This window comes from Leisingera sp. ANG-M1 (assembly GCF_000813745.1).
In the GTDB taxonomy this organism is placed as follows: domain Bacteria; phylum Pseudomonadota; class Alphaproteobacteria; order Rhodobacterales; family Rhodobacteraceae; genus Leisingera.
In genome coordinates, this window is the sequence record NZ_JWLC01000013.1 from 99778 (window position 1) to 120488 (window position 20711).

General features: G+C 61.9%; 19 protein-coding genes and 2 tRNA genes. 11 read left to right on the top strand and 10 right to left on the bottom strand.

From position 1 onward, the window contains the following. The first annotated feature begins 326 nt into the window (after positions 1 to 326). The 4 genes from RA19_RS11345 to RA19_RS25785 all read left to right on the top strand — a co-directional run bounded on the left by RA19_RS11345 (position 327) and on the right by RA19_RS25785 (position 4199). On the top strand, positions 327 to 680 hold the full coding sequence (locus RA19_RS11345) for a response regulator (RefSeq protein ID WP_052261758.1): 354 nt from the start codon (positions 327 to 329) through the stop codon (positions 678 to 680). Between the two features lie 143 nt (positions 681 to 823). Beyond that, complete coding sequence (locus tag RA19_RS11350) at positions 824 to 1345, top strand: response regulator (RefSeq protein ID WP_039162592.1); 522 nt, start codon at positions 824 to 826, stop codon at positions 1343 to 1345. Then, positions 1342 to 2202 (top strand): phosphate/phosphite/phosphonate ABC transporter substrate-binding protein, encoded by an 861-nt coding sequence (locus tag RA19_RS11355; protein WP_082020519.1) that lies wholly within the window; start codon positions 1342 to 1344, stop codon positions 2200 to 2202. The genes RA19_RS11350 and RA19_RS11355 overlap by 4 nt, the downstream gene beginning before the upstream one ends. After that, entirely contained in the window at positions 2187 to 4199 is a 2013-nt protein-coding gene (locus RA19_RS25785) for an ATP-binding protein (RefSeq protein ID WP_052261759.1), read from the top strand. Before RA19_RS11355 ends, RA19_RS25785 begins: the two co-directional genes overlap by 16 nt. A 188-nt stretch (positions 4200 to 4387) precedes the next feature. Here the strand turns inward: RA19_RS25785 and RA19_RS11365 are convergent. Further along, a tRNA-Thr gene (locus RA19_RS11365) sits at positions 4388 to 4463 on the bottom strand. A 72-nt stretch (positions 4464 to 4535) separates the two neighbouring features. Further along, complete coding sequence (locus RA19_RS11370; protein ID WP_039162594.1) at positions 4536 to 5552, bottom strand: AraC-like ligand-binding domain-containing protein; 1017 nt, start codon at positions 5550 to 5552, stop codon at positions 4536 to 4538. 126 nt (positions 5553 to 5678) lie between these two features. Between RA19_RS11370 and RA19_RS11375 the strand changes: the two genes are divergently transcribed. Both RA19_RS11375 and RA19_RS11380 read left to right on the top strand, forming a co-directional pair. Further along, positions 5679 to 6122, top strand: coding sequence for a cupin domain-containing protein (locus tag RA19_RS11375; protein ID WP_039162596.1), 444 nt, complete (start codon positions 5679 to 5681; stop codon positions 6120 to 6122). An 11-nt stretch (positions 6123 to 6133) separates the two neighbouring features. Then, positions 6134 to 7621: a flavin-containing monooxygenase gene (locus tag RA19_RS11380; protein ID WP_039162599.1), complete on the top strand. Its 1488-nt coding sequence runs from the start codon at positions 6134 to 6136 to the stop codon at positions 7619 to 7621. 76 nt (positions 7622 to 7697) lie between these two features. Here the strand turns inward: RA19_RS11380 and RA19_RS11385 are convergent. Continuing rightward, positions 7698 to 7784: transfer RNA gene (locus RA19_RS11385), tRNA-Leu, on the bottom strand. A gap of 144 nt (positions 7785 to 7928) precedes the next feature. On the opposite strand from RA19_RS11385, the gene RA19_RS11390 reads away from it, so the two are divergent. The 3 genes from RA19_RS11390 to RA19_RS11400 are packed head-to-tail and all read left to right on the top strand — an operon-like array spanning position 7929 to position 10618. Further along, a complete protein-coding gene (locus RA19_RS11390) occupies positions 7929 to 8732 on the top strand; it encodes a UDP-2,3-diacylglucosamine diphosphatase (RefSeq protein WP_039162601.1) in 804 nt (267 codons plus the stop codon). Between the two features lie 15 nt (positions 8733 to 8747). Next, positions 8748 to 9965: a DUF3419 family protein gene (locus RA19_RS11395; RefSeq protein ID WP_039162603.1), complete on the top strand. Its 1218-nt coding sequence runs from the start codon at positions 8748 to 8750 to the stop codon at positions 9963 to 9965. A 5-nt stretch (positions 9966 to 9970) separates the two neighbouring features. After that, positions 9971 to 10618, top strand: a complete 648-nt coding sequence (locus RA19_RS11400; protein ID WP_039162605.1) for a class I SAM-dependent methyltransferase — start codon at positions 9971 to 9973, stop codon at positions 10616 to 10618. 15 nt (positions 10619 to 10633) lie between these two features. Here the strand turns inward: RA19_RS11400 and speB are convergent, their stop codons facing one another. The 7 genes from speB to RA19_RS11435 form a co-directional block, all read right to left on the bottom strand. Next, complete coding sequence (speB, locus tag RA19_RS11405; RefSeq protein WP_039162607.1) at positions 10634 to 11614, bottom strand: agmatinase; 981 nt, start codon at positions 11612 to 11614, stop codon at positions 10634 to 10636. Then, the gene (locus tag RA19_RS11410; protein ID WP_039162609.1) at positions 11611 to 12600 is read right to left on the bottom strand and encodes an arginase family protein; all 990 of its coding nucleotides are present in this window, start codon (positions 12598 to 12600) and stop codon (positions 11611 to 11613) included. The genes speB and RA19_RS11410 overlap by 4 nt, the downstream gene beginning before the upstream one ends. 87 nt (positions 12601 to 12687) lie before the next feature. Then, positions 12688 to 14247: an ABC transporter permease gene (locus tag RA19_RS11415; protein ID WP_039162611.1), complete on the bottom strand. Its 1560-nt coding sequence runs from the start codon at positions 14245 to 14247 to the stop codon at positions 12688 to 12690. Then, positions 14244 to 15293, bottom strand: coding sequence for a quaternary amine ABC transporter ATP-binding protein (locus RA19_RS11420; protein WP_039126694.1), 1050 nt, complete (start codon positions 15291 to 15293; stop codon positions 14244 to 14246). Before RA19_RS11420 ends, RA19_RS11415 begins: the two co-directional genes overlap by 4 nt. A 77-nt stretch (positions 15294 to 15370) precedes the next feature. Then, on the bottom strand, positions 15371 to 16321 hold the full coding sequence (locus RA19_RS11425; protein ID WP_039162613.1) for an ABC transporter substrate-binding protein: 951 nt from the start codon (positions 16319 to 16321) through the stop codon (positions 15371 to 15373). Between the two features lie 57 nt (positions 16322 to 16378). After that, positions 16379 to 17620 (bottom strand): Zn-dependent hydrolase, encoded by a 1242-nt coding sequence (locus RA19_RS11430; RefSeq protein WP_052261760.1) that lies wholly within the window; start codon positions 17618 to 17620, stop codon positions 16379 to 16381. Next, positions 17617 to 18522, bottom strand: coding sequence for a dimethylarginine dimethylaminohydrolase family protein (locus RA19_RS11435; protein ID WP_039162617.1), 906 nt, complete (start codon positions 18520 to 18522; stop codon positions 17617 to 17619). The genes RA19_RS11430 and RA19_RS11435 overlap by 4 nt, the downstream gene beginning before the upstream one ends. 116 nt (positions 18523 to 18638) lie before the next feature. On the opposite strand from RA19_RS11435, the gene RA19_RS11440 reads away from it, so the two are divergent. Continuing rightward, entirely contained in the window at positions 18639 to 19565 is a 927-nt protein-coding gene (locus RA19_RS11440; protein ID WP_039162619.1) for a LysR family transcriptional regulator, read from the top strand. 230 nt (positions 19566 to 19795) lie between these two features. Beyond that, positions 19796 to 20695 carry a hypothetical protein gene (locus RA19_RS11445; protein WP_039162621.1) on the top strand — a complete coding sequence of 300 codons (900 nt, stop codon included), beginning with the start codon at positions 19796 to 19798 and terminating at the stop codon, positions 20693 to 20695. Positions 20696 to 20711 lie beyond the last annotated feature (16 nt).

Sequence of the window (20711 nt, forward strand, 5' to 3'; positions counted from 1 at the left end):
CGTTGGGCGTGGCGCAGCGCCACGCCCAAGGCTGCCAGGGAGTACTGGTGAAGCCAGTGCACCCGCAGGCGCGGGTGTACCCCGGACGCGCTTTGCATAGCGCTTTTTGCAGTCCTGTGGTTCTGAAGACTGCGGCAGGCGTTACCGGGTCGGCACTCAGAGCGTTCTCATCTATCAAAAGTGCTAAAATAGGTGTGCCGGGAAGGCGCTGTGGCTATGCCTTTTGATCACCTTCTCCAAGAATTGCTGCGCCATGCTGATCGAAAGGTCATCAGCATGTTAACAGATCTGTGTCATGCTGGCCGCGAAACTGCTGGAGGCTGCATATGACCAATGTTCTGATTGTTGACGATGAACCCCTGCTGCGGGAAGAGCTTCAAGAGTCCTTGGAACTGGAGGACTTTGACGTATCCACTGCCGAGTCCGTTCCTGATGCTCTCCAGAAGCTCGAGGGTGCGGCCTTTGACGCTGTGGTCACTGATCTGAAAATGCCGAAGATGGGCGGGCTTGAGTTGATTCGCCACCTGAACCAGATCAACTATCAGGGTATTGTGGTTGTCGTCAGCGGTCATGGCGCAGAATCGTCGCGGGAGGAAGCAATCGCACTTGGAGCCGCGGCCTGTTTCTCAAAACCTCTTGATATTGATGACTTAATTGAAGTCATCGGTGAGCGGGCCTGACCCTATTCACCCGGGTAAGGCCTGTGCACCTTTTGGATAGGCCTGCCGCGCTCTGACGGATAGGGCCGTGCTAAAGTCATTGTGTGCAACGGTATACATAGCTCATCCTGTGACTGTAACTTCAACAGCCAGCGGAGAGTGAGATGACCCATACAGACACCCCAAAAGACGTCCAAGCCATGACCGTCCTAGTTGTTGACGACGACAAGGACGCACTGGAAGAGCTGCAGGATATTGTTGATCTTGAAGGCTGGAATGCCATCATTGCCGACAGTGTCGATATGGCGATGGAAGTCCTTGAATGGTACCCGTTCATCGGCGTGGTCGTAACCGATGTTCACTTCGTTGATCCTTCGGGCGATTCGTCCACCGGAATCCAGCTTGTCTCCAGGGCCCAGGCCCGTTTCCCGGACCGGGATCTCAACTTTGTGGTGTTGAGCGGCGACCCATCTGCAGTTAAATCCTCCGAACAGATCGGCGCTGTCGATTTCTTGTCGAAGCCGCTTGATGCTGACCTCTTGGTCGAAGCGATCAAAGCAGGTGCCGGAGTTGGAATCGGGGCCCCAGGCTGTCTCAAGAGCGGCCAGAAACTGCTCAAGCGGGTGCAAGAAGTCACTCAGGAAATGCATGATGCGCGCGTCCGTGCCGCAGGAGGTGTGGCATGAGACTGCTTCTTGCAGCCGCTGCGGCCCTAACCTTCGTTCACTGTTCGCCCGCTCAGTCGGGCCAGAGCGGCGCGAACCGGGAAGTCACATTTGGTATTGTGCCGCAGCAATCCGCCAGCCGCCTGGCCCGCATGTGGGGGCCTGTGCTGGATGAATTGAGCAGCCGCACGGGGATGACCTTCCGGTTCCGCACCACCAAGGATATCCCGACGTTTGAAGCTTGCCTGGCCGCCGGCGCTTTTGACTTCGCCTACATGAACCCGATGCATTACACCATCTTCTCGCAGGAGGCGGCATACCGGGCGATTGCGCATCAGGAGGGCAAGCGCCTGAAAGGCGTTATGGTGGCCCGTGCGGACTCAGCGTTCGCGGACCTCAGCAGCCTCGCCGGGCAGAGAATTGCCTTTCCTTCACCGGGCGCTTTTGGCGCAAGCATCCTGAACCGGGCCTCCCTGCAAAAAGAAGGTGTCGAGTTCACCCCGTCATATGTGAAGTCCCATGACAGCGTCTACCGCGCAGTTGCCGCCGGGCTGATGGCAGCGGGCGGGGGGGTGACCCGGACCTGGAATGCGGTGGACCCTGAAGTGCGTGCGCAACTGCGGGTCATTTACGAAACCGACGGGTACACCCCTCATGCCGTCGCAGTTCACCAAAGCGTTGCAGATGACCTGGCGCAGATTGTGCAGGAGGAATTGCTTCTCCTGTCCGAGGCCTACCCTGAACTTGTCAAGGCCATCGGTATGAAGGGATTTGTCCAGGCCAAGGACAGCGATTGGGACGATGTCCGGGCGCTGGGAATGGCCCGGGAAGACACTGGAATTTCCAAGCAAGGAGACGTTGAATGTCCTTCCGGCTGAAAACAATTCTTGGCATCGCCCTGATCGAGCTTACGGTCATGGCGCTGCTTATCGGGATCAACCAATTTGCTCTGGGCGGCTCCGCGGCCACCCAGCTTTATCAGCGGGCCGAAGCAACCGCGCGTGTTTTTGCCAATGCTGTTTCGGACGCCGTGATTTCGACGGATTTGGCGACATTGGACGCAACCATTGCCACTGCGGTTTCCAGTGAGGAGCTCACTTATCTGCGCGTTAAAAGCCCCAGCGGAGCGGTCCTGTCGCAGGGCGGCGAGGAAGCCGCGCTTGCCGTTCCTTTTCAGCGCGACGCGGACTTTGATTCCGCTCGCAGCGACCATCAGATCGATATTGATTTGCCCATTGCCGTCAACGGCACCACTTACGGATACATTGAGCTTGGCCTGTCGGCATTGGCGGTGGAAGAGGAAATCGCCCAGGCGCTGCGCTGGAATGTGATTGTCGCAATCCTGGGCATGTCGCTGGTGGCTGTCTTCGGCTACGGGCTTGGCACCATGCTGACCCGCCAGCTGCACTGGCTGCGTGAAGGCGCCCGCGCCATCGCCGGCGGCAATCTGGGCTGCCAGATCCATGTACGGGGCCGGGACGAGCTGGCGGATACAGCGCGGTGTTTCAACAACATGGCCCGCACACTGGCCCATGACCGCCGGGTTCTGCAAAACCAGCAGGACGAGCTGCTGGAGAAAAAGGCCCGTGTTGAGGTGCTTGTCGGGTGCCTGCGGGACATCGCAGGCAAGCGCGAAATCATCGAAGTGCCGGATACGGAGCGCCAGGATGAAATCGGTGATATGGCCCGTGCAACGGTCGTTTTCCGCGAGGCAATGCGGGCAATCGAGCTGGCACGGCTTGAACAGCAGCGCCTGATCACAGCCTTTGACCAGGTGGAAGAGCAGGTTGCGATCTTTGGCATCGATGGAACCGTCTTGTTTGTGAATGCAGCTTTCCGGTCGTTCAACCACGCGCTGCTGGATGTGCTGCCAGATGATTTCACTCTGCGCAGTTTCCTGGAAGAAGGATTGGATCAAGGTGCATTCCCTGCCGTGAAAGACCATGAAAGCTGGATTGAAGAGCAGCTTACCCGCGAACAGGGCACGCCGCGTGAAATCCGCCGTGCGCCGGACCGGATCCTGCTGACGGTTCAATCTCAAGTGGAAGGCATCGGAACCGTGCTGTCCGCCAAAGACGTGACTGACCTGCGCCACTCAGAGCATCAGCTGATCCAGGCCTCGAAACTTGCCACTTTGGGTGAGATGGCGACCGGGATTGCCCATGAGCTCAACCAGCCGCTTGGGGTGATCCGGATGGCATCGACCAATTGCGTCAAGCGGATCGACAAAGGCAAGGCTGAGCTTGACTACCTGCGCAGCAAGCTTGTCCGCATGGGCGAGCAAACCGAGCGTGCCTCTCAGATCATCAATCACATGCGGGTGTTCGGACGTAAGGCCGAGGGTGTCAGCGAGCCGTTCGATCTGCGCACCAGCCTTGAGGAAATGGCAACCCTGGCCCGGACGCAGCTGCATACGCAGGATATATCCCTGCGGCTGGCAATGTCTGACGAGCCTGCGGTTGTGCTGGGAGAGAAGGTCATTTTCGAGCAGGTACTGCTTAACCTGGTCAGCAATGCCCGCGACGCAATCGAAGCCAGCGGCGCAAGCGAGGGCATGATTTCTATCGCCGCCGAATTCGCGACGGAAGATGGCCATGTCATCGAAATCCGTGACACTGGCGGTGGAGTGCCGGAGGAATTCCTGGACAAGCTGTTTGAGCCATTTTTCACCACCAAGGATCCTGGCAAAGGAACAGGCCTGGGTTTGTCGATCAGCTTTGGCACTATCCGGGATATGTCCGGGGCCATCTCTGTCACAAACGAAGGGCCCGGAGCCTGTTTCCGGATAGTGCTGCCTGCTGCGCACTCTGAGGCGGAGGGGGGTGATGAAGCGCCTTTGTCAGAGAGACCCGGCCTTCCGAACTTTGCGGCCTAGCCTGAGGTCAGGCCGTTGCCGGAAGCACTTACCGTGGAGCCTTCGTTGGCGGTCCAAATCAGCCCGCCGGGGTTCTGTGTGCCGGATTTTTGCAATGGCTTGAGGCGGGTGAAGAGCGCCCCCAACCTGCCTCATATAGCCTTGCCACTTAAAGCTTTAGAGAAGGTCACAGACCACAGAGTCTATTTTGGTGCCGCTGAAGGGACTCGAACCCCCGACCCCATCATTACGAATGACGTGCTCTACCAGCTGAGCTACAGCGGCACCGGTTTCTGCGGGCGGCAGAAATCAGGTGGTGTTCGTTTAAACATTGCACCTGAGCCGCGCAAGTGGGGATCATGCGCTTTGCTCCGGTTTCGCAGAAGAGGCGCGGGTGGCGCTGGGCAATTCGCCAAAACGGTTCCGGTAGCTTTGGGAGAAGCGGCCCAGATGTGAGAAACCGCATTCATAGGCAATGCTGCCGACGGCCGTCTCAGCGGGCCGGGACAAGAGCAGGTAATGTGCCAGGTCCAATCGCAGATTGCGCAGATATTCTGCGGGGGAGAGGCCGGCGTGCTGCCGGAATCCCGCTTGCAGCGAGCGGATGCTGCAGCCTGCCGCAGCCGCAATAGCAGAGACAGTCAGCGGATCGCCGGCATTCGCATGGATGAAATCCTGCGCCCGGCGGATCTGGCGGCTGCCTGCCGGTGCACGGGATTTCAGCAGGTGGCGGATATTGCTGTGCTGACGGGTTAGCAGCCCAAGGATCAACTGCTCTTCGATCACTTCTTGCTGCAAAGCGCTCCAGTGGCCGAAACCCTTCTGTGCATCTGTCGCGCTGATGCAGGCTGCGAATTGGCGGGTCCAGTTTTGCATACCGCCCTGACCAACCGGCAGTGCTGTGTCGAAAACCACCGGCTCGGGCAGGGATAATCCGGTCGCCCGTTCGGCTAAGCCGTGCAGCGCTGTTTTACTGATTTGCAGCAGCAGCATCCGGCAATCGGCATGCCAGGTCATCCGGGTTGCGCGGGTCGGGTTCAGGACAGTGGCGGTCCGGCGGTCCGAGCGCACCTCTGTGCCACCGTTGGCAACCCGCGCGCCGCCGCTAAGCGGCAGCTGAACCAGGTAGAAATCCTGCAGCTCGCCCGGATCGATCTGCACCGCCGACCCGTAGCTGAGGTAGTTGAGAGACAGGTTGCGTCCGCCCACGTGGTTATAGCGGGTGGCGAAACTGCCTGCCTGGCCCTTGGGCTGCAGGCGGTGGTCGCAAAACTTCCTCGCCACCAATGCGCGCGTTTCATCCACGTCGCGGCTGTGAAACTGCCGCCATGCCCGCAAAGGTTCGCGCCTATGTGCTGCCTGCCGTGTGGTCATCGCTACAGCCTAACACGGCCCGGTGCCCAGGCAATCGCCCCGGGCTGCGTTATTTTGCGCATTCCGGATAAGCCTTTTGCTGCCCCGCCCCTAAGCTCACCGGGTGAACGGACATGGGAGGAAAGCATGGCTCTGGATCAGGGAATCACCAAGGCACAGGACGGGCTGGAAAACCTGTCCTGGAATGTGGTGGGGCATACCTATACGCCCAAGCTGCACAGCGAAAACGCATTTATCTGGCATGCGGTCATCCCGGACGGCACCTTTGTGCCGCCGCATGTGCACCCTACTCAAGACGAGTGGATCACAATGCTGGAAGGCACGCTGGAAGTCGAGTTCGGCGGCGATGTCCATCGGGCTGGCCCGGGCGACACGGTGCGGATGCCAATGGGTATTGCGCATGGCATCTTCAACCGCTCCGGAGCTCCGGCGGCTTGCGTATTCGGGGTGGCGCCGTCGCGCAAGCTGTTTGAACTGTTCTGCGCACTCGATGGGGTGACAGACCCGGAAGAGCTGGTGCGGCTGTCGGCGCTGCATGAGGTCGACTTCCTGCCGCCTCCCTCTGCGTAAAGGGGGCGGACATGGTGAAACGCAAAACGGTCGCCGTGATCGGCGGCGGCGTAAGCGGGCTGGCGGCAGCCAAGGCTTTTGCCGAAAAGGGGCACGAGGTTCTTGGATTTGAACGCAGCCATGACCTTGGCGGCGTGTGGGAGCCTTCGCGCTCTTATCCTGGGGTGCAGACGCAGTCGCCCAAGGACCTTTACTGCTATACCGACCATCCAATGCCCAAGGATTATCCCGAGTGGCCCAAGGGTCCGCAGGTGCACGCCTATCTGCATTCCTATGCGTCCAAGCATGATCTGCACAGGCTGTTCCGGCTGAACACCAATGTGCTGGAGATGGACCGGCGCCCGGACGGGCAGCCGGGCTGGCGGCTGACGGTTGAAACGGAGGGCGAAACCCGGGTGCAAGACGTGGATTTTGCCGTCGTCTGCACCGGCCAGTTTTCCGAGAAGAACATCCTCACTCATCCAGGCCAAGAGACCTTCACAGCGCAGGGCGGCGAGGTGATGCACTCCTCGGAATACCTCGATCCGGAACATGCGCGCGGCAAGCGGGTGGTGGTGCTGGGCGGATCCAAGTCGGCCACCGATGTTGCGGTGAACGCAGCGCAAAACGGCGCCAGGCAGGTGCATCTCGTCTATCGGCAGAATGTCTGGCGGGTGCCGTATTTTGTCGGCGGCATCAACTTCAAGAAGCTGCTCTACATGCGGGCGCAGGAAGTGCAGTTCAACGGTTGGGGCCGCAGCTGGCTGCACCGGGCGGTCTATGGGTTGGCGAAACCTCTGATCTGGGCCAATTTCCGCGGATTAGAGACGCTTTTGAAGCTGCAACTGGGGCTCAAGAAGTGGGACATGGTACCGGATATCCCGATCGAAAAGGACGTCTCCTGCTCGGTGCCGATTGTGACGCCGGGCCTGTTCGAAGGTTTCAGGGATGGCTCGATCATCCCGAAGCACACGACGTTTTCGCGCTATGATGGCGAGGAGATTGTGCTGGAGAGCGGCGAAAGGATTGGCGCCGATCTGGTGATCTCGGCGGTGGGCTGGAAGCTGGGAATTCCTTACCTGGGGCAGCAGCATCTGGACAAGCTGATCGAGCCGGACGGCCAGTACCGCACCTATCGCCTGGCGGTGAACCCGGACCTGCCGGAAATGGGCTTTGTCGGTTTCAACTCCAGCTTCTGCACGATCCTGTCGGCCGAAATGGTGGCCAATTGGCTGGTGCGCTATGCCGACGGCAAGCTGACGCGCCAGCCCTCCCGGGCGGAGATGGAGGAGAACATCCAGATGATGCTCGACTGGCGCCGCAGGGAGCGCCCAGCTGCGCAGATTTACGGCGGTTTGTGCTCGGCTCCCTTCCATTTCAAGCATTTCGATGAGCTGCTGATGGATATGGGGGCGGCGCAGTGGAAGCGTTCCAACCCGCTGGCCGAGCATTTCGCACCGCCGGATGCCGGTGCCTACGGCCGTTTTCTGGCGACCGCACCGCAGTATCAGGCGGCCTGAGTACCAGGCCCGCGCCTGCCGGAAACGGCGGGCGCAATTTCTCTGCAGCGGAAAACCAGTTTCGAGTTAGGGGGAATGGTGCCCAGGAGAGGACTCGAACCTCCACGTCCATACGGACACTAGCACCTGAAGCTAGCGCGTCTACCAATTCCGCCACCTGGGCAGGTGTCGTGAGGAGGGCGTATAAGCCTGTTTGAGAGGGGCGTCAAACGGAAACGCGCTGGTCCGGCGGGCAAACAGGGCGTCATGGTTCTGTTAAGCAGGCGGGCTATGGGTGGTGCCAAGCAAACAGGCTGGGGCGCGCCGCATGAAGTACCGCACCATCTTTCTGTCGGACATTCACCTGGGCACTCCCGGCTGCCAGGCAGAGCTGCTGCTTGATTTTCTGCAAAGGCACGAGGCCGAAAGCTATTACCTAGTTGGCGACATCATCGACGCCTGGCGGATACGGCGCAAAGGCTTCCTGTGGCCGCAGGCGCATAACGACGTGGTGCAGGCTCTGTTGGCCAAGGCGCACGGCGGCGCCAGTATCTATTTGATCCCGGGCAATCACGACGAATTCCTGCGCTCTTACCTTGGCACCCATTTCGGCGGCATCGAGGTGGTGCGCAGCGCGGATTTCACCGCTGCCGACGGCAAACGCTACCTGGTTACCCATGGCGATCAGTTCGACTCAGTTGTGGTGAACGCCAAGTGGCTCGCCCGTCTGGGGGACCGGGCCTATGAGCTCATGCTGTGGCTCAACACTCATTTGAACCGGGCGCGCCGGCTGTGGGGCGGGCAGTACTGGTCGCTGTCGAAATGGGCCAAGCATCAGGTCAAGCAGGCAGTCAGTTTCATCAGCGCCTATGAAAACGTGCTGACTGCCGAAGCCCGGCGCGGCGGCTATGACGGGGTGGTCTGCGGCCATATCCACAGTGCTGCAGTTCGGGACATGGGCGGCATCGCTTATGTGAATACCGGAGACTGGGTCGAAAGCTGCACGGCGGTGGTTGAGCTGGAAAGCGGCCGGCTGGCCCTGATCGACTGGGAACGCACGGCGCGGCAGGCCCGCCACCGGGTCCGCACCCGGCGCGTGCGCTCCCGCCAGAAACACCTCGAAAATGTATGAAGAAGGCTTTGAGACATGAGTAGCACTGCCCAGGCGCAGCTGGACGCCGCCGTTCTGCAAGAAGGCGATGCCGCAACCGGTCGGCTGGAGCGCCTGTTCTCCCGCCTGTTTCTGGGACTGGTCTATCCGCAGATATGGGAGGACCCTGTGGTTGATACGGAGGCGCTGGAGATTGCGCCGGGCGACAATCTGGTCTGCATTGCCTCCGGCAGCTGCAACCTTCTGTCCTATCTGACCGCGGGTCCGGCTTCGGTGACTGCGGTGGATCTGTCACCTGCGCATGTGGCGCTGGGCCGGCTGAAGCTGGCGGCAGCGCGCAGGCTTCCGGATCACGCGGCGTTCTACCAGTTCTTCGGGCGCGCTGACATGGCTGCCAATGGTGCGCTTTATGACCGGTACATCCGCGGCAGCCTGGACGCCGAAACACGTGGCTTCTGGGACAGCAGGCAGCTGTTCCGCCGCCGGATCTCGGTGTTTCAAACCGGGTTTTACCGTCACGGGTTGCTGGGCCGGTTCCTGGGGACAGTGCATCTGATCGCGCGGCTTGGCGGCGTGGATTTTACCCCTTTGCTGGCTGCCCGCACTCTGGAGGAGCAGCAGGTGTTTTTTGATACCCGCATCGCGCCGCTGTTCGAGATGCGGCTGGTGCGCACGCTGGCGGGTTTACGGGTGTCGCTGTTCGGCCTGGGCATCCCGCCCGCGCAGTACGACAAGCTGGCGGCAGACGGCGGCGGCGACGTGCTGCCAGTGCTGCGCGAGCGGGTGCGCAAGCTGATGTGCGACTTTCCGATCCGGGAAAATTACTTTGCCTGGCAAGCCTTTGGCCGCTGCTATGACCCGGCGCCGGACGCCTCGCTGCCGCCTTACCTGCAGCAGCAGAACTTTGAAGCACTGCGGGACTATGCAGGCCGGGGACGGATCGTGAACCGTTCGCTGACTGATCTGCTGGCAGGTGAGGCTGACAAGTCCAAACAAGGTTATGTGCTGCTGGATGCACAGGACTGGATGAATGACGGGCAGCTCAACGCGCTTTGGGCAGAAATCACACGCACCGCGGCACCCGGTGCCCGGGTGATTTTCCGCACCGGCGGCGGCGATGACATTCTGCCCGGCCGGGTGGCACCTGAGATCCTGGACCGCTGGGTCTATGACGCTGAGGCTTCTGCCCTCGGCACCGCGCAGGACCGTTCTGCCATTTACGGCGCTTTCCATCTTTACCGTTTTCAGGGCTGAGACCGATGCTTGATAACACCTCCGCCACCCACGCAGCGCTGATGGATCAGACCTACCGGCGCCAGCGGCTGTTTTATGACCTGACCCGGAAATACTATCTGTTCGGCCGCGACCACCTGATCAGAGGGCTGAGCCCGCGCGAGGGTTCGCATGTGCTGGAGGTCGCCTGTGGAACCGGGCGGAACCTGCAGGTTGCAGCGCGGAAGTATCCCCATTGCGCTTTCTACGGGCTGGATATCTCGGCTGAAATGCTGACGTCGGCCCGTTCAAAGGTGCACCCGCAGGTGCAACTGGCCCAGGCGGATGCCTGCAATTTCGACGGTGCCCAGCTGTTCCGCCGCGCCCGGTTTGACCGGGTGTTTATCTCTTACGGCGTGTCGATGATCCCCGACTGGCAAGCCGCCCTGCGCATGGCCTGCGCCCATCTGGCGCCGGGCGGCCAGCTGCATGTGGTGGATTTTTCAGACCAGCACTGCTGGCCGCGCTGGTTCGGAACCGGGCTGAACCGCTGGCTGGACAAGTTCCACGTGAGCCCGCGGCTGGATCTGGAGGAGGCGCTGAGCAAGGCCGCGGCAGAGATTGGCGGCACCCTGCGGCACCGCCAGCTCTACCGCGGCTATGCGCAATACGGGATGGTGGAGCACCCGCGCTGAGGTGCTCCGCAACCGTCAGACGCCGCGCGCGGCCATCGCCTGCGACAGCACGCACATCAGTTCGAACATCAGTGAGATGCCCAGCCAGGCTGTGCTGCCGCTTTCGTCAAAGGGCGGCGCCACCTCGACCAGATCGGCGCCGATCAGGTTGACGCCTGCCAGCTCGCGGATCACCTGCTGCGCCTGGAAGCTGTTGGGGCCGCCGATTTCAGGCGTGCCGGTGCCGGGCGCATAGGTCGGATCGACAAAGTCGATGTCATAGGTGCAATAGGCCGGCTGGCTGCCGAGGATGCCGCGCACCTCTTCCATGACATCCTTGATGCCGCGGTCGAACAGCTCTTCCACCCGGAAGATCCGGATGCCCTGCTCCAGGCCCCACTCGATGTCCTCGGTGTTATAGGCGGTGCCGCGGATGCCGACCTGGACAAAGCGCTTGGGGTCGACCAGCCCTTCCTCCACCGCACGGCGGAACGGGGTGCCGTGGGTATACTTGTAGCCGCCGAAGTAGCTGTCGAAGAGGTCGGTGTGGCTGTCGAATTGCACCAGCCCCAGCGGGCCGTCCGCCGCCAGCGCGCGCAGGATCGGCAGGGTGATCAGATGGTCGCCGCCCGCCGTCATCGGAGTGATGCCGGCTGCTTTGAAACCGCTGTAATAGGCGGTGATCCGCTCCAGGCTGTTCTGGATATCCACCGGATTGGGCGGCACATCGCCCAAGTCGGCGCAGTTGACGGTGGTAAAGGGGTTCACACCGGTGACCGGGTTCATCGCCCGGATCATGGTGGAATAGTCGCGCAGCTGCCGCGGCCCGTGCCGGGCGCCGGGACGGTTGGTGGTTCCGCCGTCCCAAGGAACACCGACCAGCCCCATCTGCACATCACCATAGCGCGGGTGATCCGGTGTCAGCCCTGGCAGCCGCATGAAGGTCGGCACCCCGGCAAAGCGGGGCAGATCCATGGCAGATACCGGCTGGAAGAAGTCATCACCAGTTTGGGTCATGCGGTTGCTCCGTTCTTCACGTTTTCCGCAATCATCGAGATCATCTCGAACATGATAGCAGAGGCGGTCAGGGCAGTGATCTGGTTGGGGCTGTCCTTGGTCGGCATCATGCAGACGATATCGCCGCCGACGATGTTCATGCCGCGCACGGCGTGCAGCAGGGCAACGGCTTCGTCGATATCAAAGCCCTTTTCGCCCGGCTCCAGGTTGGAAACGGCCGGCGCAATTGTCGGGTCCAGGCTGTCGAGGTCAAAGGTGATATAGACCGGGCGGCCTGCCATCACTTCCTTGATCTGGGCGACCACATCCTCGACCCCGCGCTTGCGGAACTCCTTCATGGTGACGACGTTGTAGCCATAGTCATAAGACGGCTCCAGCCAGTCCAGGGTGCGGGCATGGCCGCGGATGCCGATCTGCATCGAGTGGTGCGGGTCGACCTTGCCCTGATCCACCAGATAGGCGCCCCAATGGGCAGCGGACTTCTTGGCGCCCAGGAAGTGGTCGACCTTGGTAAAGACATCCGTATGGGCGTCGAAATGCAGGAAGCAGACCGGCTCGCCCTTAGTGATCTTGCCGCAGCCGATGGCTTGCACGATGCCGCCGGTGATTGAGTGGTCGCCGCCGATGGAGACCGGGCGGGCGCCTGCTGTGTCAATTTCCTGGTAGAAGTGGGTGATCTGCTCGATGCAGTCTTCGTTGTCATTGGCGCGGGGGAAGGGCACATCGCCGACGTCGGCGATTTTGGCGGCCTCCCAAGGGTTCAGCCGGAACTCTCCATGCATCCGGCGCCCGACGGCGGAGACATTGCGCAGCGCGCGGGGGCCCAGATGCTGGTCGCGCTCGGTGGTGCCGTTGCCGGTGGAATGGGGCACCCCGACCAGGGCGATGTCCTGGCCGTCGGGGCCTTCGTTGGGGCAGCGGAACATGGTGGGGATGCCCCACCAGTAGAGGTTCTCCATCATGGATTTCAGATGTTCGTCAGCCATGAGTAGTCTTTCCGAGTTAGAGAAGAAAAGGGCCCCGATGCCAAAGTTGCAGCACCGGGGCAGTCCGGGAACAGCCCGGGGGAGGGGTCAGCTTTCGCCGGTTTTCTTGCGGTAGGCGCCTTGCGCGATCCGGTCGATGACCATGGCGCAGAACAGGATGGCGAGACCGCCCAGCAGGCCCTGGCCTTTGGCCGCGTACTGCAGCGCTTCCAAGATCAGGGCGCCCAGCCCTTCAGCGCCGATCAGCGAGGCGATCACCACCATCGACAGCGACATCAGGATGGTCTGGTTGATGCCGGTCATGATCGAGGGCAGCGCCAGCGGCAGCTCGACATTGAACAAGAGCTGGCGGCGGGAGCAGCCAAATGCCACGGCGGCTTCCTTGGTGGCCTCGGGCACGCCGCGCATGCCGAGGGCGGTGAGGCGGATCACCGGCGGCATCGCAAAAACCAGGGTGGCCAGCACCCCCGGCGGCTTGCCGGTGCCGAAGAAGGCGATGATCGGGATCAGATAGACAAAGGCCGGCATGGTCTGCATGAAGTCCAGCACCGGTTCGGCGATGGCATAGGCGCGCTTGGACTTGCCGAACCAGATGCCGAGCGGAATGCCGATTGCCACGCAGAGGAAGGCGCCGGCACCAATCAGCGCCACGGTGATCATCGCCAGCTCCCACAGGCCCATGAAGGCGAGGTAGGCGAGCGAGGCCGCGGTGAAGATCGCCACGCGCGGCCCGGCCAGGCGCAGCGCCATGACCACGGTCACAAACATCACCACCGGCCAGGGGGTTTGGATCAGCAACACTTCGAGGCCGTCCAGCACCCAGCGGATGCCGGCGGTCACTCCGTCGAAGACATCGCCAAAGTTGTTGGCCAGCCAGTCGAAGCCCGCATCGCCTTTCTTGGACAGCGCGGCGAAGTATTCCTTGCCGACCGGGAATTCAGTGATCGGCAGGCGCTCGCCCAGCAGGCCGCCGGTGACACCCGCCATGGCCTCGTCCGGTTTGGCGACGGTGAAGCGCACCAGGGTCAGCGGCCAGATCGCCAAGAGGCCGATGGCGCCGAAGATCAACCCGTTGCGGCTCATCCCCGACTGCGCCTTTTGGCCCGAGCGCCAGCGCAGGTACTGCGCCTCGTAGGCGGTGTTGGCATAAAAGCCCTCGGCCAGTTTGATCACGGCCATCAAGGCAAGGCCGGTGAGCAGAATAGCCAGCGCCGTGCTGCTGGCGGCATTGGCAGCCTCCAGCGCCTTGTCGGCGGCAGCGCGCAGGTTGTCGGCGATCTTGAGTTTCGAGGCGGCACCGGCAGCGTCGCCCGCGGCGGTCAGATCCGCCGCCTGGGCTTCGCGCTTGGCAATGTTGCCCAGCAGGCGCTCATAGCGGGCCAGCTGGTCGGCGCCAAGTTCGCCCCAAAGGCCGCGGCCGATCTGCACCAGGGCAAACAGCTCCAGCACCAGGAACATCCAGAAAAAGCCCCAGGCCCCGCGGGCGGCACCCCACAAGGGACCGCAGACGGCAGCCATGGTGTTCCAGGACCAGGCAAAGCCGGTTTTGCCCTGGATGCGGGCAAATTCGCGGGCGTAGTAGGGGCCGTTTTCGACGGCAAATTCTTCGACGCTAAGGCCGGGTGATTCAAACGTTGTATCCTTCATGCCTTGCCCCCCTGAATGCCTTTCAAGAGCGTCGCGCGGTCAACCACGCCGATGTCGGCGCCATCGTCGCCGGTGATGACAATCACGTTCTCGGTCGAGGTCGCGATATCGATCAGCTGGTCCAGGTCAGTGCCGTGATGCGCCCGCGGGCTTTCGTCGAAATTCACCGGGCGGGTGGGCTGGTACTCGCTGATCGGCACCATGATCGAATGGGCAAAGACCAATTTCAGCTTGGAAATCCCCTCGACAAAATCGCGCACGTAGTCGTCGGCGGGCTGGGTGACGATCTCTTCCGGCGTACCGATCTGCACGATGCGGCCGTCCTTCATGATGGCAATGCGGTTGCCGATACGGATCGCCTCGTCCAGGTCATGGGTGATGAAGACGGTGGTCTTGTTCAGCTCAGCCGACAGTTTCATGAACTGGTCCTGCAACTGACGGCGGATCAGCGGGTCGAGGGCTGAGAAGGGTTCATCCATCAACAGCACATCCGGGTCCGAGGCCAGCGCACGCGCCAGGCCGACCCGCTGCTGCATGCCGCCGGACAGTTCGCGCGGGAAACGGTCCTCGAAACCGGTAAGGTTCACCTTGTCCAGGCAGCGCTGCGAAACTTCCCAGCGGGTGGATTTCGGTTCGCCGCGCACCTGCAGCGGGAAGCCCACATTGTCGCGTACGGTGCGGTGCGGCAGCAGCGCCATATGCTGGAACACCATGCCGATGTTCATCGCCCGCATCTCGCGCAGGTCGGCGTCCGACAGGGTCAGCATGTCCCGGCCCATCACCGAAATGTTGCCGGCGGTGGGTTCGATCAGCCGGTTCAGGTGGCGCACCATGGTGGATTTGCCGGAGCCGGACAGCCCCATCACGCAGAAGATCTCGCCGCGCTTCACCTCAAAGGACACATCGGCAATGCCGACCACGCAGTTGAATTCCTCGAGCACCTCGGCCTTGCCCAGGCCGCGTTCCCGGATTGCCGCCATCGCAGCATCGGCATTGTTGCCGAATATTTTCCACACGCCGTCCAGCGTGATCACATTGTCAGTCATAAGCTCAGTCTCCGGATGTCCCGGTTCGTTTGGCGGGCGGCGCTGCCACCCGCCTGTGGCCCTTTGGTTCCGGCAGTTTACTGGAACCAGGAGTCCACCAGATCGGCATTCTCATCGACCCATTTGCGGGCGAATTCGGCCGGGTCCTGGCCATCGACCGACAGCGCATAGACCACTGCGTTCACCTGTTCGGTGGTGAGTTTCACCTTGCTCAGCATATCTGCGGCTTCCGGCTGGCTGTCGGCGAGGCCGGCTGCGTAGAACACATGCAGCTTGGCGGCGTCCCAGGCGGTGCCCGCTTTGGAGTTTTCCAGCCAGTTCGGGTCGTCAGTGGGCTGTTTCACATCCCATTCGGCGGCGTCATAGGCAGGCTCGGTCAGCGGCACCAGGTCGTAGAGCGAGAACATGTGGTGCGGAGTGTAGCAGTAAAAGACGATGTTCTGACCCTGTGCCACAGCATTGTCGACCTGGGCCAGGGCCAGAGTCTCGTCCATCTCCATCAGGTTCATGGTCTCGGAGTAGCCATAAGATTTGGCGCGGATCTTCTCGACATTGGTCGAAGCCCATCCTGCCCCGCCGATCCACATCTCGCCGCGGCCGTCGCCGTCGGTGTCGAAATTGGCGGCCATGTCCGGGTCGGTCAGGTCGCTGAGCGCCGAGATGCCGGTGCGCTCCTGGGTATCCTTGGTGACGCAGATCTGCTGGTCGGACAGCACCGCGTTGGGGTTCAGCGCCACAGAGCCCTTGCCGGTGACAAAGGTGTCATGCAGGTTCTGCTGGTTGGGCAGCCAGACCTCCGGATGGACATGCATGGCCCCGGAATCCATCGCCTCGAAAATGATCGGGTTGGTGCCGTTCTGCAGCTCCACCGACAGGCCCAGATTGTCTTCCAGCGCCACTTTCAAAATGTGTGCGGTGCCGCGGACCGAGGCCCAGTTCGGCACGCCGATCACCACATCCTGCGCCATGGCGGTGCTGCCGATGGTGGCGGCCAATGCGGCGGCGGCCAGTGTTTTGGTCTTGTTCATGTTAGTCTCCCTTGTTGGATGATCACTTTGTTCATTGTTTGAGCACCCGGCGCGTGATCACGATGCCGGGGCCATTTGTTTTGAGAGTGTGAGCGCGGCCTGCAACAGCACATTGCAGCCGGCCTCGAGGTGGTCTGGTTCAGCCCATTCGGCTTCGTTGTGGCTGAGGCCGTCGCGGCAGGGCACGAATACCATCGCGGTGGGCACCTTGCGCGCCACCTGGCAGGCGTCGTGGCCTGCGCCCGACACCATCCGGCGCCAGGGATGGCCGCTGTCTTTGGCCGCGGTCTCGATGGCGGTGACGCAGCGGTCGTCGAATTTCACTGGCGGATTGTGCCAGATCATGTCCAGCGCGACGTCTGCCTCCTGTTCTTCGGCGGCAGCGCGGCGGATGGCGTTGTCCATGCCGCTCAGCACGGCGTCGTCGGGGTGGCGGAAGTCGATGGTAAAGCGGACCTCGCCGGGGATGGTGTTGCGGGAATTCGGGCTGACGTGCAGCTCGCCCACGGTGCCGACGCCGTCAGGGCCATAGGCCAAGGCGATCCGCTGCACCTCCTGGATCAGCCGGGCGGCGGCCACCAGCGCGTCGCTGCGGCCGGGCATCGGGGTGGAGCCGGAATGGGCGTCGCGCCCGGTGACGGTGACATCATACCAGCGCTGGCCCTGGCCGCCGGTGACCACGCCGATCACCTCGTCATTGGCTTCCAGCACAGGGCCCTGCTCGATATGGGCTTCGAGGAAGGCGCCGAATTTATGCGCGCCGCAGGGTTCTGTTCCAGCATAGCCGATCCGTGCCAGCTCATCACCGAAGCGCAGGCCCTCGGCATCTTCGCGGCTGAGGGCGAATTCCAGGTCAAACAGCCCGGCATAGACGCCCGAGCACAGCATGGCCGGGGCAAAGCGCGCGCCTTCCTCGTTGGTCCAGTTGACGATCTCGATGGGGGCATCGGTCTCCAAGCCCAGATCGTTCAGCGTCCGCACCACTTCCAAACCTGCCAGCACGCCGTAAACGCCATCGAACTTGCCGCCGTGCGGCTGGGTGTCCAGATGGCTGCCGATGGCAATCGGCAGCGCGTCCGGATCGCGGCCCGCGCGGCGGGCAAACATGTTGCCCAGCCGGTCATAGGTGACGGTGCAGCCCGCATCCTCGCACCAGCGCGTGAACAGCTCGCGCGCTTCCAGATCGCCATCGGTGAGCGTCAGCCGCCCGCAGCCGCCGCCCGGCAAGGCATCGATCTTGGCCATCTCCATGATGCTCTGCCACAGCCGGGCGCCATTTATGCGGTGGTTGCTGCTCATGCGCTTTGGGGGGCGTCTTCGCGGCAGAGCGCCTGGCTCAGGCAGTGCACGCCACCGCCGCCGAGGGTGAACATCGACATGTCCGGGTCGTAGACCTCGAACCCCAGGGCGCGCATCTTAGCGTTCAGATCCTTGGCGCCGTCCATCGACAGCACCTTGCCATCCCCCAGCGCCACCAGGTTCACACCCAGGTTCTTCGCTTCGGCATAGGAGACATCGACGATCTCGATGCCCCAGCTTTTGACGATATCCACCAGCCAGGGCTCCATCGCGTCGATGCAGGCCACTGCCAGCTTCTCGGCCAGCGGCACGATCAGCCCATCCATATGCACAAACTCGCGGCTGATCGGGGCCACCACGGCCTCCCAGCCTTCGGCGCGGACAAATTCGGCGACCTGCTCCGAACCTTCTTTCTCGGAGCGCTCACCGCAATAGCCGATCAGAACCCGGCCCGGCTCAATGATATTGAAGTCGCCGCCCTCGAAATGGCCCGCGGTAGCGAACTTCCAGATCGGGATATCATTGTCCTGATAGAATTTGATCGCGGTGGCATAATCCGCCCGGCGGCATTTCAGCTGCATATGGCAGATCAGCGCGCCCCAGGGTGTCATGGCCGAACTGTCGCGGGCGAAGAAATTGCGGTGCAGCACCTCGTCGCTGTCCAGGTAATGGCAGGTGACGCCGGCCCCCTCGTAGATCGACACCATCTCTGAGTGCTGCTTCATCGCCAGCTGCAGGTCGAACTGCACGCCGGTCTTATGCGCATTGGCCAGAGTGCGGCCGATCAGCGGGCCGGCCTCAACCCATTTGAAATACTCCGGCTTGCCCAGCAGAACATCCGTCAGCTTGGCGTAGTCGTTGTTGATCCCCCAGCGCTTGGCCGTTGCAGTGCTTGCATCCATGCTGCTCAACCTCCCAGTCATTACATGCTTGGGAGGAAGGATCGTTCGGGATTAGCTTTTATTAAATTACAAACTAAGGGACTTAACTTTTACATCCATGCAAGTATGGTGACGCCATGCTGCCGCCCGCCCTCTCCAAAGCCGACCTGCACCTGCTCTACGTCTTCTGCGCGGTGGTGGAAGCGCGCGGGTTTTCGGCGGCGCAGATTACGTTGAATGTCTCGGCTTCCACCATCTCGCGGCAGATTGCAGATCTGGAAACCCGGCTGGGCATGCGCCTGTGCCAGCGCGGGCGCAAGGGGTTCCGGCTGACGGATAAAGGCGAGATCGTCTATGCCGCCTCGCACAAGCTGTTTGCGGCGCTGGACCAGTTCGGCGAGACGGTGGACGGTACCCGAGGCAAACTGGTCGGCCGTTTGCCGGTGGCGGCGATCGACAATTGGGTGTTCAACAACGAGGCACCGATCATGAGTGCCCTGGCCGAATTCACCCGGATCGCGCCGGAGGTTGAGATCGAGATGCATTCGCTGGCTCCGGATGACATCGAGATGGCGGTGCAGGATGGCCAGATCGCGCTGGGCGTCGGGGTGTTTCACAAACACAAGCCTGGCCTGATCTATGAGACCCTGGGATATGAACGGATTGGGCTTTACTGCAGCCGCGGCCATCCATTGTTTACCGCTGACACGCCTGCGCGTGTCGAGGAGCTGCTGCCGCAGGCCAATTTCTGCAAGCGGGCCTACCTGAACGAAGATCTGGTGGCACCGGTCTCCCGCGGGCTGCCGTCAAACGCCAGCGCGCATCAGATTGAAGGCATTGCAATGCTGGTGTTGACAGGCCGCTACATTGGTTACTTGCCCGAAAGCTTTGCCGATATCTGGGTGCGCGAGGGCCGGGTGCGCTCCGTTGGCGACGGCATGTTTGATCTTAAGTCCGAGATCAAGCTGGTGCGCAAACGCGGCGAGGAGCCGAATCTGGTGGTGAAAACCTTCATCCAGCTGGTGCGTGACGCAGCTGGGCAAACGGCACCTTTGAGATCCTGAAAAGCTGCACTGCCCTTCCGGTCGTCCCGGTCCGGCGTCAGAGAATCGGGCTTTGAACAAGGCGCATTGACGGTTGCAGGCACCATACGCGCAAGCCGCATAGGTCCCGGCTGGAGCCTGCCGGCGCATGGAATTTTGCCGGTTTTGCCGGATTCTCTCCTGCATGCGGCCACAAACTGGCCGGCATTTCCCGGCACAGTTTCAGAACCAACCAGGTTCAGGAGGATCCAATGCTAAGCAAACAGGTAATGCTGACGAGCGCCATGACGCTGGCCTGCGCGCTGGGTATCGGGTTCTATATGCAGGCCTCCGGCCCGGGCTGGGTGGCTGGTCCGGTTGCGGCCGCTGACCCGCAGCTGCCCGGCGAGCCCGAAGCAGCCCAGCTGCAGATTGAGCAAATTACTCTGACGTCGGCTCCTGTGGAAGAAGAGAACGGGATCGAAGACGGCGCGGCAGCAGCCCCGGTGCAGCCCCTTCTCTGCCAGATGACAGCAACTGCCGAGGCAGCTCCGGCGGCTATGGTCAGCCTGTCGGTTTCGGCTCCATGCCGTGCCAGTGAACGTCTGACCGTGCATCACAGCGGAATGAGCTTTACGGTGAAGCTGGATGCGTCGGGCCGCTATTCCGCGCTGGTGCCGGCACTGGCACAGACGGCAGTGTTCATTGCCGAGACGGTCAGCGGCAATGGTGCCGTTGCTGTCGCCGAGGTGGAGGATATTGGCTCCATCGAACGCGTTGTTCTGCAATGGAGCGGCAGCAGCGGATTGGAAATCCATGCCCGGGAATTCGGTGCGGCATATGGCAGTGCCGGCCATGTCTGGCATGGCGCCGCAACCGGGGCTGGACAGGCCATCCGCTTGGGCAACGGCAGCCTTCTGGGAGCCCGGGTGGCAGAGGTTTACAGCCTTCCCGCCAGTCTGCCCGGCCAGTCCGGCACCGTGGCGCTTACTGCCGAGGCCGAAGTCACCGCAGAAAACTGCGGGCGCGATGTTGCCGCTCAGGCGCTGCAGCTGCGCGGCGGCCGCCTCAGCAGCCGGGATCTGGTGATGGCCATGCCTGGTTGCGATGCACAGGGCAGTTTTCTGGTGTTGAATAATCTTGTGGAAGACCTGAAAATCGCAACCAACTGATTTGCGGTAATTCCAG